At 71.1% G+C, this 16,797-nt stretch carries 14 protein-coding genes; 8 read left to right on the top strand and 6 right to left on the bottom strand.

Translation table 11 applies throughout. The features are described from left to right. The first annotated feature begins 140 nt into the window (after positions 1-140). Positions 141-914, top strand: coding sequence for an SDR family NAD(P)-dependent oxidoreductase (locus tag AMK22_RS20205; protein WP_073786891.1), 774 nt, complete (start codon positions 141-143; stop codon positions 912-914). 249 nt (positions 915-1,163) lie between these two features. On the opposite strand, the gene AMK22_RS20200 is transcribed toward AMK22_RS20205, so the two are convergent. After that, positions 1,164-2,690 (bottom strand): right-handed parallel beta-helix repeat-containing protein, encoded by a 1,527-nt coding sequence (locus tag AMK22_RS20200; RefSeq protein ID WP_107430602.1) that lies wholly within the window; start codon positions 2,688-2,690, stop codon positions 1,164-1,166. A 466-nt stretch (positions 2,691-3,156) separates the two neighbouring features. Between AMK22_RS20200 and AMK22_RS20195 the strand changes: the two genes are divergently transcribed. The 5 genes from AMK22_RS20195 (at position 3,157) to AMK22_RS20175 (ending at position 8,706) form a co-directional block, all read left to right on the top strand. Further along, on the top strand, positions 3,157-4,248 hold the full coding sequence (locus AMK22_RS20195) for a LacI family DNA-binding transcriptional regulator (RefSeq protein ID WP_073786889.1): 1,092 nt from the start codon (positions 3,157-3,159) through the stop codon (positions 4,246-4,248). 309 nt (positions 4,249-4,557) lie between these two features. Beyond that, positions 4,558-5,886 (top strand): ABC transporter substrate-binding protein, encoded by a 1,329-nt coding sequence (locus AMK22_RS20190; protein ID WP_073786887.1) that lies wholly within the window; start codon positions 4,558-4,560, stop codon positions 5,884-5,886. Continuing rightward, positions 5,886-6,779, top strand: coding sequence for a carbohydrate ABC transporter permease (locus AMK22_RS20185; protein ID WP_073786885.1), 894 nt, complete (start codon positions 5,886-5,888; stop codon positions 6,777-6,779). Before AMK22_RS20190 ends, AMK22_RS20185 begins: the two co-directional genes overlap by 1 nt. Next, positions 6,776-7,630: a carbohydrate ABC transporter permease gene (locus AMK22_RS20180; RefSeq protein ID WP_073786883.1), complete on the top strand. Its 855-nt coding sequence runs from the start codon at positions 6,776-6,778 to the stop codon at positions 7,628-7,630. Before AMK22_RS20185 ends, AMK22_RS20180 begins: the two co-directional genes overlap by 4 nt. 47 nt (positions 7,631-7,677) lie before the next feature. After that, complete coding sequence (locus AMK22_RS20175) at positions 7,678-8,706, top strand: hydroxyacid dehydrogenase (RefSeq protein WP_073786881.1); 1,029 nt, start codon at positions 7,678-7,680, stop codon at positions 8,704-8,706. 212 nt (positions 8,707-8,918) lie between these two features. Here AMK22_RS20175 and groL read toward each other — a convergent pair whose 3' ends face one another. From groL to AMK22_RS20160, 3 genes are all read right to left on the bottom strand, one after another. Next, positions 8,919-10,544 carry a chaperonin GroEL gene (gene groL / locus AMK22_RS20170; RefSeq protein ID WP_073786879.1) on the bottom strand — a complete coding sequence of 542 codons (1,626 nt, stop codon included), beginning with the start codon at positions 10,542-10,544 and terminating at the stop codon, positions 8,919-8,921. A 100-nt stretch (positions 10,545-10,644) separates the two neighbouring features. Continuing rightward, the gene (gene groES, locus AMK22_RS20165; RefSeq protein WP_073786877.1) at positions 10,645-10,953 is read right to left on the bottom strand and encodes a co-chaperone GroES; all 309 of its coding nucleotides are present in this window, start codon (positions 10,951-10,953) and stop codon (positions 10,645-10,647) included. Between the two features lie 381 nt (positions 10,954-11,334). Then, complete coding sequence (locus AMK22_RS20160; RefSeq protein WP_079186290.1) at positions 11,335-12,354, bottom strand: polysaccharide deacetylase family protein; 1,020 nt, start codon at positions 12,352-12,354, stop codon at positions 11,335-11,337. A 312-nt stretch (positions 12,355-12,666) separates the two neighbouring features. Here AMK22_RS20160 and AMK22_RS20155 point away from each other — a divergent pair, with 312 nt between their 5' ends. Then, entirely contained in the window at positions 12,667-13,845 is a 1,179-nt protein-coding gene (locus tag AMK22_RS20155) for a class I SAM-dependent methyltransferase (RefSeq protein ID WP_073786985.1), read from the top strand. A gap of 122 nt (positions 13,846-13,967) precedes the next feature. Here the strand turns inward: AMK22_RS20155 and AMK22_RS20150 are convergent, their stop codons facing one another. Then, positions 13,968-14,633, bottom strand: a complete 666-nt coding sequence (locus AMK22_RS20150; protein WP_073786875.1) for a hypothetical protein — start codon at positions 14,631-14,633, stop codon at positions 13,968-13,970. Between the two features lie 101 nt (positions 14,634-14,734). On the opposite strand from AMK22_RS20150, the gene AMK22_RS20145 reads away from it, so the two are divergent. After that, positions 14,735-15,355 carry a class I SAM-dependent methyltransferase gene (locus tag AMK22_RS20145; protein ID WP_073786874.1) on the top strand — a complete coding sequence of 207 codons (621 nt, stop codon included), beginning with the start codon at positions 14,735-14,737 and terminating at the stop codon, positions 15,353-15,355. A 112-nt stretch (positions 15,356-15,467) separates the two neighbouring features. Here the strand turns inward: AMK22_RS20145 and AMK22_RS20140 are convergent, their stop codons facing one another. Then, positions 15,468-16,736: an RNA polymerase sigma factor gene (locus AMK22_RS20140; RefSeq protein WP_073786872.1), complete on the bottom strand. Its 1,269-nt coding sequence runs from the start codon at positions 16,734-16,736 to the stop codon at positions 15,468-15,470. Positions 16,737-16,797: the final 61 nt, after the last annotated feature.

The raw sequence follows: 16,797 nt of genomic DNA, 5'->3' as shown, positions 1-16,797 counted from the left end.
ACGGGGCCCGGACGGCGAGCCGGACATCGGTCCGGGGGCCGGTCCGGACCGCGCTTCTGTGGGCGGCCCGACCCGGATCGAGGCGCCGTCCGGGTCACCGTCCGGCCATGATCCGGCGGACAGGCACTAACGTGCCGCCCATGACGACTGCACTGATTACGGGCGCGACCGCGGGTATCGGCGCCGCGTTCGCGCGGCGGCTGGCGGCCGACGGACACAACCTGGTGCTGGTGGCGCGCGACGCCGAGCGACTGCGCGAGCAGGCGACCGAACTGCACGACCGGCACGGCATCGAGGCCGAGGTGCTGCGGGCCGACCTGTCCGAGGACAAGGGGATCGAGACGGTCGAGGAACGCTTGGCGGACCGTCAGCATCCGGTTGACCTGCTGGTCAACAACGCCGGGTTCGGGAACAAGGGCCGCTACCTGGAAGTGCCCATGGCCGACGAGCTGAACATGCTCAAGGTGCACTGCGAGGCGGTACTGCGACTGACCTCGGCCGCCGTGACCGGGATGCGGGAGCGCGGACGGGGCGGGGTCGTCAACGTGGCCTCGGTGGCGGCGTTCGTGCCGCGTGGGACGTACGGCGCGTCCAAGGCATGGGTCGTGCAGTTCACCCAGGGCGCGGCGAAGGACCTGGCCGGTTCGGGGGTGCGGCTGATGGCGCTGTGCCCGGGTTTCGTACGCACGGAGTTCCACCAGCGGGCCGGGATGGGGACCGGCAACATCCCCGGCTGGATGTGGCTGGACGCCGACAAACTGGTGGCGGCGGCGCTGGCGGACCTGGCGCGCGGCAAGTCCCTGTCGGTGCCGGACCCGCGGTACAAGGCGCTGATGGGGGTCGTGAGGCTGACGCCGCGCGGCCTGCTCGGAGGGGCCGCCTCCAAGACGGGCCGCAAGTACGGACCCCAGTGAGCGAACGGTCCCCCGCGAGCCTGTTACCGGATCGCCCGACGGCGGGGAGCCGGCTGCGCGGTTCCCGGTCACGGGCCTCCCGGTCACGCGGTCGCCCGGCCGGGGGACTCCGTTTCCGGGGAGGGGGCATGTCGGCCCGTCAGGCACCGGAGGGGTGGTGGCCTGACGGGCCGTGTCGTCGGACCACCGTCCACCGTGCGACGACGGGATCCGGTTCCGGGACGGCGGGATCCGGTTCCGGGAGGGGGTTCAGCGCACCCCGTGGCCCGCGTAGGCGCCGATGTTCGGAGCGCCGGGCTTCAGCTTGTTGCCGAAGTAGTCCTTGCCGCCGTTGTCCTCGATGACGGCTCCGGCGGCGAGGGCGGGCGATCCCGCGCCGAGGCGGAAGTCGGCCCGGAGCTTCGGGTCGGCCGTGATGCCGCCGGGGTCGGGGCGGGTCATGTCGATGCCGTAGAAGGCGTTGTGGTCGAAGGAGAGCCCGGGCGTCGGGTTCTTGAAGGCGTAGCCTCCGGTGCCCTCGCTCACGAAGACGTTGTTGCGGATGGACAGTTCGTGCTGGGTGGTGGCGGGGCTGCCGGCGTCGTCCTGGACGAGGTATCCGGGGATCTGCTCCTTGTTGTGGAAGGTGTTGTTGTAGATCCTCGTGTCGAGGATCGGGCCCCAGCAGTTCTGGATCAGGCGGGCACCGTCGTTGCGGCTGACGTTGTAGCGGGCGACCGTGCCGACCGTCTTGGCGCCGCTGTACGGGCAGATCAGCAGGAAGCCGCCCTTGTTGTCGTGGCTGTTGTTGTACTGGAAGACCGTGTTCCGCGAGGCGCCGTCGGCGTCGAAGGACATCCCGTCGTGGGTGTTCCCGCCGCCCGAGACCTCGTTGTACTCGATGAGCGTGTCGTCGGTGTTGAAGGTCCAGATGCCCGCGTTGGCCGAGGGCGAGCGCAGCTGGAAGCCGTCGATCCGGTTGTGGTCGACACGGGCCCCGCTGGTGGTGTCGAGCTTCATGCCGTCACCGGCCAGGGACCTCAGCGTGTTGTGGTGGATGCGGACGCCGGTGCTGGGCGTCCACTCGCCCGGGTAGACGTTCGGGTCCTGCTGCTGGCCGACCAGATCGCGCTTGGAGAAGGTCGACTTGAAGTAGATGCCCTCGCGGTCGACGTCCTCGATGCGGTTGTGGGCGATGTCCAGGCCGTCGTACCAGCCGGCCTTCGCGGTTCCCTCGACGGCGATCTGGATCGCGCTGGAGCCCGTGAGCGTCTTGTAGTCGCCGCCGCGCACGTCGTGGATGTAGAGCCCGGAGACGACGAAGCCGCGGGCGACACCGTAGTCGGTGAGGCGCAGGCGGACGCCGTTGCGCTCGCTGCCGGGGTTGTCTGCGTTGGTGATCTCCAGCGCCTTGAGGTGCACGTACTGCGTGTTGGCGAGCAGGACGACGTCGTGGGCGCCCGCTCCGTCGAGCCTGGCGCGGTCCGGGGCATTGCCGTAGTCGGCGATGGTGAACGGGGCACGGGCGGAACCGGCGCCCTCGGGGGCGAGGGTGCCGGTGCAGGTGGTACCGCGCTTGAAGAGCAGCCGGTCACCGGGGCCGTAGGTGTGCGCGTTGGCCTCGGCCAGCGTGGTCCAGGGATGCTGCCTGCCGCCGGTGGCGCCGGCCGGATCGGCGGCGCAGTCGACGTGGTAGGTACGGCCGTTGGGCGCGGCCTGCGCGGCGCCCTGGCCGACGACGGTCAGGCCGGCGGCCGTCAGGGCCGCGAGCGCGGCAGCGGTGACGCGATGACTCACAATTCCTCCGTACGAACTGTCAAGATCGGACGATCGGTTGGGAACGGACGATCGGTTGGGAACGGGGCCGGACGAACGATCAGGTCGAACGAACGGCCGGAACGAGCGGTCGGGGCGAACGATCGAGGACGGACGATCGAGGGCGGACGACCGAGGACGGACGAATGATCAGGTCCGGGATCGGGACCGGGCTCAGGAACGGGAACGGAGCGGGAACGGAGCGGGTCGATGGTCGGAGGAATCCGGGCAGGACGAATCGGCGCCACCGGACAACCGGGCTCGGACCTGCCGGAATCCCGGACTCGGACTGCCCGGAATCCTGGACTTGGATTGATTGAACGTCAATGGATCGCGTTTGAATGATCGAAACTCCCATCGTTCGATCACGTTGGTCTAGGGTCGGACAACGGCTCCGGCACCGGCCGGTCCGGAGGTCGGGCCACAACACTGCGAGGGGACTGCCGCCGTGCGCGAAAGTGCTGCTGAACGTCATGACCGCCTGCTGGCCCTGGTCCGGCAACGGGGCTCGGCCCGGGTCTCGGACCTGGCCACACAGCTGGGGGTCTCCCCCGTCACCGCGCGCCGGGACGTGGAGGAGCTGGCCGGCCGGGGCCTGCTCGACCGGGTGCACGGTTCGGTGTCCTGGCCGCGCGACGCCACCCCCGCCCCCGCCGCGGGGACCGGGGGCAACGGCCTGGTCCTGGGCATGCTCGCGCCCTCGTCGACGTACTACTTCGCCGAGGTGATCCGCGGCGCCCACGAGGCCGCCGGCCAGGCGGGCGCCCGGCTGATCCTGCGGATCTCCGACTACCGCCCGCAGGAGGACCAGGCCCGTACCGAGGGCCTGCTCGCCGCGGGCGCCGAGGGGCTGCTGATCGCGCCGGGCTGGCAGCACCCTGGCGACCCCGCCGCGTTCGGCGACTGGATCGCCTCGCTGCCGGTGCCGACCGTCCTGCTGGAGCGCAGGCCCGCCGCGGGCTCCCCGCTCGACGGCCTGGACCGGGTCTGCTCGGACCACGCGTACGGGGTGCTGCTCGCCATGCGCCACCTGGTGGGCCTCGGGCACGGGGCGCCGCTGCTGATGGCCCGCGCCGACTCCCCGACCGCGGTGGCGGTGCGGTCCGGGTACGCGGAGGCCCTCGACGTGCTCGGGCTGCGCCCGCCTCAGGACGTGATCGACTCCGTCCCCGCCGAACTCGCGCCGGAGGCGTTCGAGGAGGCCGTGCAGGCGCTGCGCGAAGCGGTCACCTCGGGAGTGGCGACGGCGGCACTGGTCCACAACGACGTGGACGCGATCCAGGTGATGCAGCGCCTGGCCGAACTGGACGTGCGGGTGCCGGACGACCTGGCGCTGATCGCCTACGACGACGAGGTCGCGGGGCTCGCGGACACCCCGCTCACGGCGGTGGCACCGCCCAAGCGCGATGTGGGCCGTCACGCGACGGAGCTGCTGGTGGAACGGCTCGGCCGGAGCTCGGGCACGCCCCGGCGGCACCTGACGCTGCTGCCGCAGCTGAGGGTCCGGGACTCCTGCGGAGCCTCCCTCTCGGAGACGTAGGAACGACGACGTCGAAGACGCGGGAACGACAACACGACGGACACGACGGACACGACGGACGCGACGGACGCGACGGACGCGACGGACGCGGCGGACACGGGCACGAGGCGGAAGGCCGAGGGGCGGGAGACGGCGGGCGGGTGTTCCCCCGCCCTTCACCCGTTCGTAGCACGCGACATTCCGCCCGCTTCGATACGTAATGTATCTGATCTTTTTTCGATCAATCGCTCTTTCGCTCTTGACTTCGGTCACGGCTGGTCGAAAGATCTCGGCCAACGCCAATGTCGTCGCCTGTTCAGGAGTCTCGCTGTGAGCCGCAGTTCGAGCAGAACGTCCCTCGCCGTCGTCGGCGCCGCCACCGCCCTCGCCGTTCTCACGGCCTGTGGCGGCAGCGGTGACGACAGTTCCGCCTCCGGAAGCGACGGGAAGCCCGTCAGCATCACCTTCTGGGGCTGGGCCAAGGGGTCCAAGGAGGTCGTTGACGCGTTCAACGCCTCGCACAAGAACATCAAGGTGGTCTACGAGGAGATCCCGTCCGGCAACGCCGGCGGCTACGCCAAGATCTCCAACGCGGTGAAGGCGGGCAACGCCCCCGACCTGGTCTCCATCGAGTACCCGCAGCTCCCGGAGTACGTCAGCCAGGGCGCGCTCCAGGACATCGGGAAGTACTTCACCGACGACATCAAGAAGAAGCTGCTCCCCCAGGCCGTGGAACTGACCACGCTGGGCGGGAAGAGCTGGGCCGTCCCGTTCGACGCGTCCCCGCAGGCCTTCTACTACCGCAAGGACCTGTTCGAGAAGTTCGGCGTCGAGGTCCCCAAGACCTGGGACGACTTCCGCAAGGCCGCCGAGAAGGTCAAGAAGGCCGACAAGAAGGCCCGGATCGGCACCTTCTTCCCCGACGACCCGACCACGTTCCAGGCGATGGCCTGGCAGGCCGGTGCCCAGTGGTACAAGCCCGAGGGCGACACCTGGAAGGTCGGCACGACCGACGCCGCCACCAACAAGGTCGCCGACTACTGGCAGGGCATGCTCGACGACGACCTGATCCGCTCGAACGCCTCGTTCAGCCCCGAGTGGACCAACTCGCTCAAGAGCGGCGGCACCGTCGGCTACCTCGGCGCGGCCTGGGGTGCGGGCGTCCTCAAGGGCACCCTGCCCGAGCAGAGCGGCAAGTGGGCCGTCGCCCCGCTGCCCAGCTGGGACGGCAAGCCGGCCAGCGGCATGCTCGGCGGCTCCACCTTCGCGGTGACCAAGAACAGCAAGAAGGCCGAGGCCGCGGTCGAGTTCGCCACCTGGATGTCGACCACCGAGGAAGGCATCAAGGCCCGCATCGAGTCCGGCACCTCCAGCGCCTTCCCGGCCGCTTCGGAACTGCGCCCGGTCGCGAAGAAGGCGTTCGACGCCGGTTACTACGGCGGCGAGGACATCTACCAGGTGTTCGAGGGCGCCGCGGCGTCGATCGGCCAGAACTGGAACTGGGGCCCGACGACCGGCACCACGAACACCACCATGAAGGACCAGTTCGGCAAGGTCGCCAGCGGTTCCACCACCATCAAGGACGCCGTGAAGGCCGGGCACGACGCCACGGTCGCCGAGCTGAAGAAGCGCGGTCTGAAGGTCGAGGACGCAGGCTGATGAAGCACGCCCGGACGACCAGAGCCGCCGCCATCCTGCTGGGGCCCTTCTTCGTACTGTTCACCGTGGCCATGGTGCTGCCGATCGGATACGCGGTCTGGCTCAGCCTGTTCACCGAGAAGCAGTCCGGCCTGGGCTTCGGCGGCACCGAGACCGTCTTCAGCGGACTCGACAACTACACGGCGGCCCTGGGCGACCGGGCGTTCCGCGAGGGCTTCGGCGTACTCCTCGGATACTGCCTGTTCTACATTCCGCTGCTGCTCATCGGGGCCCTCGCCCTCGCCCTCCTGCTGGACTCCGCGCTGGCCCGCGCCCGCCGCTTCTTCCAGCTCGCGCTCTTCCTGCCGCACGCCGTGCCCGGCATCATCGCCGCGCTGATCTGGGTCTACCTCTACACGCCCCAGCTCAGCCCGGTCGTCAGCGCGATGGAGTCCGGCGGACTCGGCTTCGACTTCTTCTCGCCCGAGGGCGCCCTCCCCTCCGTCGTGAACATCGCCCTGTGGGAGTGGCTCGGCTACAACATGGTGATCTTCTACGCCGCGCTGCAGGCCATCGACCGTTCCGTCCTCGAAGCGGCGACGGTCGACGGGGCCGGTGCCTGGCGCATCGCGGTCGGCATCAAGGTGCCGCTGATCCGCGCCTCGGTCGTGATGGTCGCGCTGTTCACGGTCATCGGCTCGCTCCAGCTGTTCACCGAGCCCCTGATCCTCAACAAGGGGACCGGCTCCGCCGTCACCTCCACCTGGACGCCGAACATGTACGCGTACACCGCGGCCTTCGAACGCAACGACTACGGCCTCGCCGCGGCCGCGTCCATCCTGCTGGCGCTCACGGCCGCGCTGCTGTCCTTCGTCGTCACCCGCTTCACCGGCCGGAAGGGCAAGAAAGCATGAACTCCCCCGCCTCCCACGGCCGCTGGATGTCGAAGACCGCGGTCAACGGCTTTCTCCTGCTCGCCGTCGTCTACATGCTCTTCCCCCTCGTCTGGCTGGTCACCGCCGCCACGAAGGACACCGGCGACCTGCTCGCGGGCAACGCGTTCTCCTTCCAGGGCTTCAACCTCGGCGAGAACCTGTCGAACCTGGCCTCCTACGGCGACGGCATCTACTTCCGCTGGTACCTCAACAGCCTCCTGTACGCGGGCGTCGGTGCGCTCGTCTGCTCGCTGATCTGCGTGGCCGCCGGATACGCCTTCGACAAGTACGAGTTCCGCGGCAAGGAGAAGCTGTTCGGACTCGTGCTGATGGGCGTGCTCGTCCCGACGACCGCGCTCGCCCTGCCGATGTACCTGCTGGCCTCCAAGACCGGCCTGGTCAACACCTACTGGTCGGTGCTGATCCCGGTGCTCGTCAACCCGTTCGGCGTGTACCTCGCCCGGGTGTTCAGCACCGGCTACATACCGAACGAGGCCCTGGAGGCCGCCCGTATCGACGGCGCCGGTGAACTGCGCGTCTTCTGGTCCATCGGGCTGCGCATGGTCATGCCGGGCTTCGTGACCGTCTTCCTCTTCCAGTTCACCGCGATCTGGAACAACTTCTTCCTCCCCCTGGTGATGCTCTCGGACCGCAAGCTGTTCCCGCTGAGCCTCGGCCTGTACTCCTGGAACACCAACACCCACGGCGAGCCGAGCTTCTACCCGCTCGTCGTCACCGGTTCGCTCCTGGCCGTCATCCCCCTGATCGTCGCCTTCGTCTCGCTCCAACGGCACTGGAAGGCCGGAATGACCGCCGGCAGCGTCAAGTGACCCTTCCCACGAGCCCCCCACGAGCCCCGAGGAGTACGGGTACCACCATGACCCACGCCACTGACAACCGGCCGACGGCCCTGCTCGCCATGGGTCCGGGCATCGCCGACCGTCTGCTCGCCGACCGCCACCGCACCCGGCTGGCCGCCCTCACCCGCACCGACCCGTACCTGGTCGCCCACGACCTGACCGATCCGTCGCCCGAGGTGGCCGCCGCGTTCGCCGAGGCGGAGGTGCTGTTCACCTGCTGGGGCGCGACCCCGCTGACCGCCGAGGTACTGGCCGCGGCCCCCCGGCTGCGGGCCGTCGTGCACGCGGCAGGTTCCGTGAAGCACCACATCACCGACGCCTGCTGGGAACGCGGCATCGCCGTCACCTCCGCCGCCGGGGCCAACGCGCTGCCGGTCGCCGAGTTCACGCTCGCCGCGATCCTCTTCGCGAACAAGCGCGTCCTGCACTCCGCCGACCGCTACCGCGCCCTGCGCGCCGAGCACGACTGGCTCGCGGAACTCGGCGGCTCCGGCAACTACCGCCGCACCGTCGGCGTCATCGGTGCCTCCCGCATCGGCCGGCGCGTCATCGAACTGCTGCGCCCCTTCGACCTGGACGTCCTGCTGTACGACCCGTACGTGGACGAGGCGGAGGCGGCCCGGCTCGGCGTACGGCTCACCTCGCTCGACGAGCTGTGCGCGGGCAGTTCGGTGGTCTCGGTGCACGCACCGCAGCTCCCCGAGACGCATCACCTGATCGGCGCGGCGCAGCTGTCGGCCATGGCGACCGGGACCACGCTGATCAACACGGCGCGCGGTTCGCTGGTCGACGAGGAGGCGCTGCTGCCGGAGCTGGTGTCGGGGCGGCTGCACGCGGTGCTGGATGTGACGGATCCCGAACTCCCGCCCGCCGACTCGCCCTTGTACGAGCTGCCGAACGTCCTGCTCACCCCGCACGTGGCGGGTTCGCTCGGCGGTGAGCTGCATCGGATGGCCGATCAGGCGCTGGACGAGCTGGAACGGTACACGCAGGGGAAGCCGTTCGCGGACCCGGTCCGCGCGGGGGTGCTGACCCGGTCGGCGTGACCGCCCGCGGCGCGGCTCCGCCGCCCGCTCCTCCCACGGCCCGTGGCCCCTCGGCCACGGGCCGTCCGCGTGTCCGCATGTCCGTGTGTCCGGGGCCCGGGTGCGGTGCGACACGTCGTACGGCGCACGGCCGCCCGGACCCGCACACAGGCCGAGGCCCGGTATCCCGCGACGGGATACCGGGCCTCGGTGGCTGATGCCGGGGTTACGCGTCAGTGCGCGTGGCCGTGGCCGCCGTGACCGGCCTCGGCCTCCTCCTCGGCCGGCTTCTCGACGACCAGGGTCTCGGTCGTGAGCAGCAGCGACGCGATGGACGCGGCGTTCTCCAGCGCGGAGCGGGTGACCTTGACCGGGTCGATGACGCCGGCCTTCACCAGGTCGCCGTACTCGCCGGTCGCGGCGTTGAAGCCCTGGCCCTTGTCGAGGTCGGCGACCTTGGAGGTGATGACGTAGCCCTCCAGGCCGGCGTTCTCGGCGATCCAGCGCAGCGGCTCGACGGCGGCGCGGCGCACGACCGCGACACCCGTGGCCTCGTCGCCGGTCTTGCCGAGGTTGCCCTCCAGGACCTTGACGGCGTGGACCAGAGCGGAGCCACCACCGGAGACGATGCCCTCCTCGACCGCGGCGCGGGTCGCGGAGATGGCGTCCTCCAGACGGTGCTTCTTCTCCTTGAGCTCCACCTCGGTGGCGGCACCGACGCGGATCACGCACACGCCGCCGGCCAGCTTCGCGAGGCGCTCCTGGAGCTTCTCGCGGTCCCAGTCGGAGTCCGTGGCCTCGATCTCGGCCTTGATCTGGTTGACCCGGCCCTTGACGTCGCCGGGCTCGCCGCCGCCGTCCACGATCGTGGTGTCGTCCTTGGTGACGGTGACGCGGCGGGCGGTGCCCAGCACGTCCAGACCGGCCTGGTCGAGCTTGAGGCCGACCTCCTCGGCGATGACGGTCGCACCGGTGAGGGTGGCGATGTCGCCGAGCATGGCCTTGCGGCGGTCACCGAAGCCGGGGGCCTTCACGGCGACGGCGTTGAAGGTGCCGCGGATCTTGTTGACGACGAGGGTCGACAGCGCCTCGCCCTCGACGTCCTCGGCGATGATCAGCAGCGGCTTGGAGCCACCGGCCTGGATGACCTTCTCCAGCAGCGGGAGCAGCTCCTGGATGGCGCCGATCTTGCCCTGGTGGATCAGGATGTACGGGTCGTCGAGGACGGCCTCCATACGCTCCTGGTCGGTCACCATGTACGGCGACAGGTAGCCCTTGTCGAAGGCCATGCCCTCGGTGAAGTCGAGGTCCAGACCGAAGGTGTTGGACTCCTCGACGGTGATGACACCGTCCTTGCCGACCTTGTCCATCGCGTCCGCGATGAGCTCGCCGACCTGCGGGTCCTGCGCGGAGAGCGCGGCCACGGCGGCGATGTCGGACTTGTCGTCGATCGGGCGGGCAGTCGCGAGGAGGTCCTCGGACACGGCCTTGACCGCCGCGTCGATGCCCTTCTTCAGGGCGGCCGGGGAGGCGCCGGCGGCGACGTTGCGCAGACCCTCGCGGACCAGCGCCTGGGCCAGCACGGTGGCGGTGGTCGTGCCGTCACCCGCGATGTCGTTGGTCTTGGTCGCGACCTCCTTCACCAGCTGGGCACCGAGGTTCTCGTACGGGTCCTCGATCTCGACCTCGCGCGCGATGGTGACACCGTCGTTGGTGATGGTGGGGGCACCGAACTTCTTGTCGATGACGACGTTGCGGCCCTTGGGGCCGATCGTCACCTTGACCGTGTCGGCAAGCTTGTTGACGCCGCGCTCGAGGGCGCGACGGGCGTCCTCGTCGAACTTCAGGATCTTCGCCATGGGAGCTGAGCTTTCCTCTCGAACGAACCGCGCCCCCGGCCGCCCGGCTGATCACAACGCACGGGGCCAGGGGCGCGGAACGGAAGCAGACGTGGGTGAATTACTTCTCGATGATCGCGAGCACGTCGCGAGCCGAGAGGACGAGGTACTCCTCGCTGTTGTACTTCACCTCGGTGCCGCCGTACTTGCTGTACAGCACGATGTCGCCGGTCTTGACGTCGAGCGGAAGGCGCTCGCCGTTCTCGAAGCGGCCCGGGCCCACGGCCAGGACGACGCCCTCCTGGGGCTTCTCCTTGGCGGTATCCGGGATGACCAGGCCGGAGGCCGTGGTCTGCTCGGCGTCGAGCGGCTGGACCACAATGCGGTCTTCGAGCGGCTTGATCGCAACCTTGGTGCTGGCGGTCGACACGATCCGGTCTCCCCCTTCGGAGATCTCACGGGGTTAAGAGTCTGTGTGTGGCGACCAGGTGGATCCGTCGTCGCGGGTGCCGGACCTGCCAGTCGCACAGTACTGCTGGCACTCTCCATCGGTGAGTGCCAGCACCGAGACTATGACCGCGATTAGCACTCGGTCAAGCGGAGTGCCAATTCAGCCAGTCGTGGCGTCCGGACTCCCCCGTCGGTCCGGGGTGCCGGGGCGCCGGCCCGTGCACGGGGCCCGGGCGGCCGAGGGCAGACCGTCGGCGCGCCCGTCCCGCCCGTCCGGCGCCTCTTGCACGTCTCGTACGCCTCGTACGCCTCGCGCGTCTCGTACGCGCCCCTACCGCGCCGCTCGTGCGCGGCCCTCCGGTCATACGTAGTCCTCCAGCCGGGCCACCGCGTACCCCTGGTCCGTGATCGTCTTCATGACGGCGCGGACCAGTTCGGTCATGTCGGCGCCCCATTCGTTCCGGCCCCGGAAGTGCGTGAGGATGATGTCGCCGGGGCGCAGCTTCCCGTCCCCCTCGCGCCATTCCATGTGGTCCGGGAACGCCTCCGCGTTCCAGAGCGGCACGGCCTCGATCCCGCAGGACTTCGCGATGCGCAGCGTGTCCCCGTTGTAGTTGCCGTACGGCGGACGGAAGAGAACGGGCCGCTTCCCGAACTGCTCCTCGATGATGTCCTGCTGACCGCAGATCTCGCGCTTCTGCTCCTCGTACGAGAGCCCGGGAAGGTAGGGGTGGCTGAGGGTGTGGTTGTTGAGGCCGACGCCGAGCCGTTGCGCCTCGCCGAAGTACCCGTAGTTGCCGCGCACCTCGTGGTCGGTGAGGAACGCGCTGTACGGGATGTCCAGTTCATCCATCATCCGCAGCAGCTCGGGGTCCTTCTCCGCGCCGTCGTCCATGGTCAGGAACACCACCCGGTCCTTGGTCGGGACGGTGGTGAAGACCGGCGGCAGGGAGGCGTCGCCGCCCGTGACCTCGAAGCCCCTGCGGGTGGTGATGCGCGGCTTGGCGGCGGGCGGGGGTGCGATCAGGGGAGCGCGGGCCAGCCCCCATTTCTTGGCGAGGGCGGCCCGTACGGCCGGGGCGAGTTTCGCGTTCTCGCGCGCCCCCGCGGGGGCGCCCCGGTCGGCCGGGGCTCCGGCCCCTCCGTGGTACCCCGGTCCGCCGGGCTGCCCGGGGGGCGGTTCGGTGGGCAGCGCGGGAAAGGGGCCCATGGACGCGCCGGTCCGGTGCCCGGGGCCGGTGTCCGCCCGTTCCGCGGTCCCGGAGGCGCACCCCGAACCGACCGCGGCGACCAGAAGTGCGGCCAGGACCGCGCGGGTCGGCCCACGCCCTGCGGAGCCCGGCCCGCGGGACGCGCACGGGCCCGATTCACACGCTGTCATGGCTAATTCCTCCCTTTATCGCATTAGTCGTATAAATGACGTGGCGTTGCATACTGCCAGCTCACGTAGGACGCTCCGGCCCGACACCACCGCCGGCCCCGCCGGTCGACCCGACTGGCTCACCACCCCGACTGGCTCACAATGGGGCGGGTGAACGCTCTCGCCCCGAACGACCCGGCCGGTTCGCCCGACCCGGCAGGACCGAACAACTCGAATGCCGCATCCGGCGCGGACGTCCCGGAAGGCACGGGCGCCCCGTCCGGGGCCGACGCCGCGTCCGGGGCCGACGGTCCGCTCGCCGCCTTCCGGGCCCTGCGCACTCCCGAGGGAACGGCCCTGCTGGACGAACTGCGGTCCTACGACCCCTCCCAGGAGCTGGCCACCGCCACCCGGCTGCGCCGCACGCACCCGCCCGCCCTGGTGTCGGCGGCGCTGGGGCAGGCGCGGCTGCGGCAGCGGGCGGTGGCGAAGTTCGGTGCCGAGGACGCGTACCGGATGTTCTTCACGCCGAACGGTGTCGAGCAGGCGACCCGTACGTCGGTGGCCACGCACCGGGCCCGGCGGTTCGCCGAGGAGGGCGGGGTGCGGAGCCTCGCGGACCTGTGCTGCGGGATCGGCGGCGACGCGATCGCGTTCGCGCGGGCGGGCATCCGGGTCCTCGCCGTGGACCGCGACCCGCTGACCGCCGAGGTGGCCCGCGCCAACGCCGCCGCGCTCGGCCTGGCGAACCTGATCGAGGTGCGGTGCGCCGATGTCACCGAGGTCGACACCTCGGGGTACGACGCGGTCTTCGTCGACCCGGCCCGGCGCGGCGGCCGGGGCCGGATCTTCGACCCCGAGGCGTACTCGCCGCCGCTCTCCTGGGCGACCGGTGCCGCGCTGCGGGCCCCCCGCGCCGCGCTGAAGATCGCCCCCGGCATCCCGCACGAGGCGATCCCGGAGCAGGCGGAGGCCGAGTGGATCTCGGACGGTGGCGACGTGAAGGAGGCGGTGCTCTGGTTCGGCGAGGGCTTCGCGGCCGGTTCGTACCGCGCCACCGTGCTCCCGGCCGGGGCCGGTCTGTGGTCGGCGGCCACTCCGCCCGCCCCGCCGGTCGGCCCGGTCGGGCGCTATCTGTACGAGCCGGACGGCGCCGTGATCCGCGCCCATCTGGTCGCCGACGTGGTGGCGCGGTGCGACGGGCGGCTGATCGACGAGACCATCGCGTACGTCACGAGCGACAGGCCGTACGCGTCCCCGTACACCTCCGGGTACGAGATCACCGATCGACTGCCGTTCAACATGAAGAAGCTGAAGGCGCTGCTGCGGGAGCGGGAGGTGGGCGTCCTGACGGTGAAGAAGCGCGGCTCGGCCGTCGAACCGGAGGAGCTGCGCCGCCGGATGAAGCTCCGGGGACCGAACGCCGCCACGGTGTTCCTGACCCGGGTGGCCGGGGCGCCGACGATGCTGATCGGCCGTCCGCTGACCGAGCCGCCGCCGGCCGGCCGCTGACCCGTCCCCGGCCGGGGGCCCCGCCCGGACCGGCCTCGGGTGGTCCGGGCGGGGCCCCCGGAGAGGCCGGGCCCCGGACGCGTCGGGCCGGACGGGCCGGACCGCGGTCGGTGGTGCGCGGGTCAGCGGTGCGCGCCGCCGCCGGTGGAGAACAGCGGCTGCGGGCCGGGCGCCCCGGCCAGTACCCGCATCACCCAGCGGCGGTGGGCGAACGCCTTGACGAGGCCGATCAGCCCGGTGATCCAGGCGATCATCCCGAGCCCCATGACCAGGGCGACCAGCCCGTAGGACTCCTTGACCGCCTCCTCGGCCGCCGGGAACGCGAAGCACATGTACAGCCCGAGCGCGCACAGCGCGTAGGACGGCAGCAGCCACACCAGGGCCGTCCCCGGCCTCCGCAGCCCCACGTCCCGGGCCGGGTCGCGACCCAACTCGCCCCAGGAGACGAGCAGTCGGCGGATGTCACGGTCGCGGCGCAGCCCGACGGCGACGAGCACGACGGCGGGCACCACGCAGCAGACGCCCATGACGACGAGGATCAGCGCGAGCACGGCGCTGAAGAAGTCGGAGGTCTGCTCGAACGCGGTCATCGCCGCACCCACCAGCGACCAGCCGAGCGCGCAGAGCACGGCCCACAGCCACAGCAGCGCCAGCCGCCCCAACGACATGTGCCGTCTCACCAGCTCCGCGAGCACCCCGGCCCGGTCGGCGAGCATCGCCTCCTGGCCGGGCCAGGCACGTATCTCCACGGGCGGCGGGGGCGGCGGCAGTTGGGTGCGCAACGACATGGACCCGACCCTATCGAGCGCGGACCACCGCTCCCGCGCGACGTGCGATGCGCGGGGACCGCCCCGGTGCCATGCTGGGGAGGGACACACGGAGGTTCCTGATGGGGTTCTACGCCGAACGGATCGTGCCCCGGATCGTCGACGTGGTCGGCGGGATGAGGACGACGGAACCGCTGCGGCGCCGGGTCTGCGAGGGCCTGTACGGCGAGATCGTCGAGATCGGCTTCGGCTCCGGGCGCAATGTGCCGTTCTACCCGGACACCGTCACCGGCGTGGCCGCGATCGAGCCGTCCGACCTCGGCTGGCGCCTCGCCCGCGCCCGCGTCCGCGCGGGACTCGCTCCGGTGCGGCGCGCGGGGCTGGACAGCCAGTACCTGCCGTTCGACGACGAGACCTTCGACGGCGCCCTGTCCACCTGGACGCTGTGCACCGTCCCGGACGCCGACGCGGCACTGCGCGAGGTGCGGCGGGTCCTGAAGCCCGGCGGAACCCTGCACTTCCTGGAGCACGGACTGGCGCCCGAGGAGGACGAGGACGTGCGCCGCCTGCAGCACCGCCTCGATCCGCTGGAGCGGCGGCTCTTCGGGGGCTGTCGTCTGACCCGGCCGATCGCCGGGATGGTGACGGCCGCGGGGTTCACGATCACCGACCTCGACGTGTTCTACGAGAAGGGCGCACCGAGGACGATGGGCGCCGCCTCGCTGGGCGTGGCCGTGCGCTGATCGGGCGCCGCGCACCGAACGGACGCCGTCTGCCGAACAGGCCCGGTCGTGCGCCGACCGGGCTGCTGGACAGGCACGACCGTGCGCCGAACGGGCGCCGCGGACAGGAGCGTCATCGGCCGAGCCGTGCCGCGCGGTCGAGCAGCAGCGCGCGTTCCCGTTCGTTGCGGGTCAGTCCGGCGGCCCGTACGAACTCCGCGCGTGCCTCGTCCGTACGGCCCGCGCCGGCCAGCAGGTCCCCGCGGACGCTCGGCAGCAGGTGGTAGTCCCGGAGCGCGCGGTCGTCGGCCAGGGCGTCGACGAGGGCGAGTCCGGCCTCCGGACCCCGTGCCCTCGACACCGCCACGGCCCGGTTCAGCTCGACGACCGGCGACGGCGCGATCGCGGCGAGGCGGTCGTAGAGGCCCGCGATGGTGGCCCAGTCCGTGTCCTCGTACCGGGGCGCCCCGGCGTGGCACGCGGCGATCGCGGCCTGTACGGCGTACGGGCCGAGTCCGGTGCCCGCCGCCCGTGTCAGGGCCACGGACCGTTCCAGGGCGGCGATGCCGCGCCGGATCAGGAGTTGGTCCCAGCGGGCCCGGTTCTGGTCGGCGAGCAGCACCGGCGCGCCGTCGGGTCCGGTCCTGGCCGTCCCTCGCGACGCCTGGAGCTCCAGCAGCGCGACCAGGCCGTGGACCTCGGGCTCGTCCTCCATCAGGGCCGCGAGCACCCGGGCCAGCCGAGCTGCGTCCTCGCACAGCGCCGGACGCAGCCAGTCGTCACCGGCCGTCGCCGCGTAGCCCTCGTTGAAGATCAGGTAGATGACTTCGAGCACCGAGCCGAGGCGGGCGGCGCGGTCCGCCCCGTACGGCACCTCGAACGGGACGCCCTCACGGCCCAGGGTCCGTTTCGCTCGGACGACGCGCTGGGCGACGGTCGCTTCGGGCACCAGGAACGCGCGAGCGATCTCCTCGGTGGTGAGTCCGCCGAGCAGCCTCAGTGTGAGGGCGACACGGGCCGGCGTGGCGAGCACCGGATGGCAGGCGGTGAAGATCAGCCGGAGCAGGTCGTCGTCGATGTCGTCGGCTTCCGCGAGCTCGGGCGGCGGCACGTCCTCCAGGGCCCGCCCCACCTCGGCGAGCTTGCGCGCGTAGGTCTCCTTGCGGCGTACGAGATCGATGGCGCGGCGTTTCGCCGTGGTCGTGAGCCAGGCGCCCGGCCGGTCCGGGACACCCGAGTCCGGCCACTGCTCCAGGGCTGCCACCAGGGCGTCCTGTGCGATCTCCTCGGCGATGCCCACGTCCCGCACGATGCGGGTGACACCCGCGACGATCCGCGCGGACTCGATCCTGAAGACCGCTTCGATCGCCGTCGCCGTGCTCCCCACCGTCACGATCAGCATTCGATCAGCCGTGCGGCCGGGCGGCAAGCCCGGCGGGCCGTCCCGGTCCCGGTGCCGACAC

The sequence above is a fragment of the Streptomyces sp. CB01580 genome (genome assembly GCF_001905795.1).
In the GTDB taxonomy this organism is placed as follows: domain Bacteria; phylum Actinomycetota; class Actinomycetes; order Streptomycetales; family Streptomycetaceae; genus Streptomyces.
This window is presented reverse-complemented; position numbering and strand designations above follow the sequence as displayed.